The organism is Kineococcus indalonis, from assembly GCF_009906395.1.
Classification (GTDB): Bacteria; Actinomycetota; Actinomycetes; order Actinomycetales; family Kineococcaceae; genus Kineococcus; species Kineococcus indalonis.
In genome coordinates, this window is the sequence record NZ_JAAALM010000459.1 from 1 (window position 1) to 3,299 (window position 3,299).

At 77.6% G+C, this 3,299-nt stretch carries 3 protein-coding genes and 1 pseudogene; all 4 read right to left on the reverse strand.

Annotated features, from left to right (window positions below; all coding sequences use genetic code 11):
- Positions 1 to 784 (reverse strand): annotated as a pseudogene (locus GTR00_RS17415) (hypothetical protein); the annotation flags it as partial.
- Positions 781 to 1,893, reverse strand: coding sequence for an NlpC/P60 family protein (locus tag GTR00_RS25180; RefSeq protein WP_166612846.1), 1,113 nt, complete (start codon positions 1,891 to 1,893; stop codon positions 781 to 783). The gene GTR00_RS25180 and the pseudogene GTR00_RS17415, both read right to left, overlap by 4 nt.
- Positions 1,890 to 2,339, reverse strand: a complete 450-nt coding sequence (locus tag GTR00_RS17425) for a hypothetical protein (RefSeq protein WP_166612847.1) — start codon at positions 2,337 to 2,339, stop codon at positions 1,890 to 1,892. The genes GTR00_RS25180 and GTR00_RS17425 overlap by 4 nt, the downstream gene beginning before the upstream one ends.
- Positions 2,336 to 3,299: FliI/YscN family ATPase (locus tag GTR00_RS17430; protein WP_166612848.1), on the reverse strand; the 964-nt coding region annotated here is incomplete at its 5' end. The genes GTR00_RS17430 and GTR00_RS17425, both read right to left, overlap by 4 nt.

Here is a 3,299-nt window from a genome sequence, read left to right on the forward strand (position 1 = left end):
CGACCGGGGCGGCCACGGTGCCGACGGTGCCCGTGCTGGCCGTGCTGCCCGTGGGGCCTGCGGGGCCCGCGGGGCCCGTGGGGACGGCCGCGGGCGCCGGTGCGCCGTTCCCGGGGGCACCGACGACACCAGCGGCACCAGCGGCACCGGCGGCACCAGCGGCACCGGTGGTGCCGTCGGCTGCCACGGCGAGGGGGGTGGTGGGAGCAGGCGGCACGGCCACCGCGGCGAGCAGCGCGGGGTCGAGGACGCCCTGCGCGGCGACGGCCGCGCCCTCCTCCTCACCGCGCGCGTCGTCCCCGCGGACGTCGCGGGCCTCTCGGGCCGCGGGCGCGGTGGCCTCGCCGGCGCGGTCGGTGGTGCGCCCGGCAGCGCGTTCGGCGGTCGTGGGCTGGGTGGAGCGCAGGCCGCGCGGGCGCAGCGCCGCGTCGTGGCGGCGCTGCTCGCGCGCCGCGGCCCGCTCGGACCGCTCGGCGGCGCGCTCGGCGGCGCGCTCAGCAGCGAGGTCGGCGGCGAGGTCACCGCCGCGCTCGTCACGGCGCCCGGTCCCGCGCTGGGCGGCGCGCTCGGCAGCGCGGTCCGCGGCGCGCTCGGCAGCGCGGTCCGCGGCGCGCTCGCCGGCGCGGTCGAGCGCCTCGGCGTCGGTGGCGCGCTGGTCGAGCTCGTCGACGGCGCGGCCGAAGGAGCGCGCGAAGTCGGCGCCGGCGTCGGCGCCGCCCCGCCGGGTCTCGCGCGCGGGGACGGGGCCGGTGCCCGTCAGCGTGGAGATGGTCGGTGTGCTCACGCGGCGCTCCCGGTGCTCTGGAGGGTGGCCATGATCTTCTTGACGTAGTTCTGGGTCTCGTTGAACGGCGGGATGCCGCCGTACTTGCGCACGTTGCCCGGGCCGGCGTTGTAGGCGGCCAGGGCCTTCTCCACGGAGCCGAAGGTCCTCAGGTGCGAGGCGAGGAGCTTGCCGGCGCCGTCGATGGCCTGGAACGGGTCGGTCGGGTCGATGCCGACGCCCTTGGCGGTGGCCGGCATGAACTGCATGAGGCCGATCGCGCCGGCGGGGCTCTTGGCGTTCGGGTCGTAGCCGCTCTCCTGCTTGGCGACCGCGGACAGCAGGCCGGCGGGCAGGCCGTGCTTGACCTCGGCGGCGCTGAAGGCCGCGTCGTACGGGGCGGACTTGGCGCTGGTGGCCGCCAGGGAGGCCGGGCGCACGTAGCTGGTGCTCGTGGTGCCGCCGGTGCCGGCGGCTCCGGTGAGCAGGGCGGCGGTGGCCAGGCCCGCGGCGGCGGTGGTGGCCGCGGTGGTCCCGAGGCGCCGGATGGTCAGGGGGGTCTCCCAGACCTTGGAGATCTTCACGACGTCGCCCGTCTTCGGGGCGTGCAGCATCTGCCCGTTCCCGACGTAGATGCCGATGTGGGAGCCGTTCTCGAGCACGACGAGGTCGCCCGGCTCGGCCTGGGCCAGGCTGGGGACGGCGGTGCCGACCTTGGCCTGCTCGCGCGCGGTGCGCGGCAGCGTGACGCCGAGCTGCTTGGCGGAGTACTGGATCAGCCCGGAGCAGTCGAAGCCGGCGGGGGTGGTGCCGCCCCACTTGTAGGGCACGCCGGTGTACTTCTTCGCCACCGCGAGCAGCTGCTCACCGGTGGAGGCGCCGGCGGGGGCCGGGGCCGGGCCGGTCCAGGCGGCGTTGACGCTGCGGGTGGCGCGGGCCACCCCCCCGCCGCTGCCGGCGAGGACGCCGGCGAAGGCGGAGCCGGACGTGGCCGACGCGGCGGGGGCGGCCGACGTGGCGGCGGTGGCGCCGGTGGTCTGGCTCAGCGACTGCCCGTAGCCGCCGCTCAGGGCGGCGATGCGCGACTCGATGTCGGCGATGCGGGACTGGACCTCGGCGACCCCGCTCACGGCGTGCCCCCTTCCGACTCGGCGCGCCGGCGGGCGCGGGCGGCGAACTCTGCGACGGTGCGGTCGTCCAGGGCGCGCTGGTCCGCGGCCAGCGCGGCCTGCTCCTGCGCCAGCTCGTGGCGCTCGACGACGCGCTCCAGGGAGCGCTCGGCGCGCCGGGCGCGCGCCCAGGACGCCTGCTTGGCGCTCACGTCCATCTCCAGGCGCGCGGTCAGGGCGCGCGCGGCGTCCAGGTCGGCGACGAGCGCGGCGCGGCGGGCCACGGACGCCGTCCAGGCCGCCATCGTCTCGTCGCTCAGGTGCGCGTCGCCGAGCTCGCGGCGCACCCGGGCGGAGCGCTGCTGCTCGCGGCGCAGCACGGCGTTGGCGCTGGCCAGGCTGCCCTTGGCCTCCTCCTGCTGGGCCTTGCGCAGCTTCAGCAGCGCGAGGATCGCCTTGGCGCTCACCGGGCACCGCCCAGCTGGGCGACGAGCCCGGCCAGCCGCGCCCACGCCTCGGGACCGGGCGTGATGTCGTGGATGTCCTGGCGCAGGAAGGCGTTGATCGCGGGCAGGCCGGCCACCGCGGCGTCGACCTCGGGGTTGGCGCCGGGCTGGTAGGCGCCGACCTCGATGAGCTCCTTGGCGTCGCGGTGGGCGGCGAGCACGCGGCGCAGGGCGGTGGCCATGGCCCGCTGCTCCTTGTCGGTGACGCGGCTGGCGACGCGGGAGACGGACTCCAGCACGTCGATGGTCGGGAAGTGCCCGGCGGTGGCGAGCTTGCGGTCCAGCACGACGTGGCCGTCCAGGATGGAGCGGGCCGCGTCGGCGATGGGCTCGTTGTGGTCGTCGCCGTCCACCAGCACCGTGTAGATGCCGGTGATGGAGCCGACGACGCCGGGCCCGGCGCGCTCCAGCAGGCGCGGCAGCAGCGCGAAGACGCTCGGCGGGTAGCCGCGGGTGGCGGGCGGCTCGCCCACGGACAGCCCGACCTCGCGCTGGGCCATCGCGGTGCGCGAGAGGGAGTCCATCATCAGCACGCAGTCGGCGCCGGCGTCGCGGAAGGACTCCGCGACCGCGGTGGCGGTGAACGCCGCGCGCAGGCGCACCATGGGCGCCTCGTCGGAGGTGGCGACCACGACGACGGAGCGGGCCAGGCCCTCCGGGCCGAGGTCGTCCTCGAGGAACTCGCGGACCTCCCGGCCGCGCTCGCCGACGAGGGCGAGCACGGAGACGTCCGCGGAGGTGCCGCGGGCGATCATCGACAGCAGGGAGGACTTGCCGACGCCGGAGCCGGCGAAGATGCCGAAGCGCTGCCCGCGCCCGGCGGGCACGAGGGTGTCCAGGGCGCGCACGCCCAGCCCGAGGGGCTGGTCCACGCGCTGGCGCTGCATCGCCGGCGGGGGCGCGGCGTGCAGGGGGGTGCGG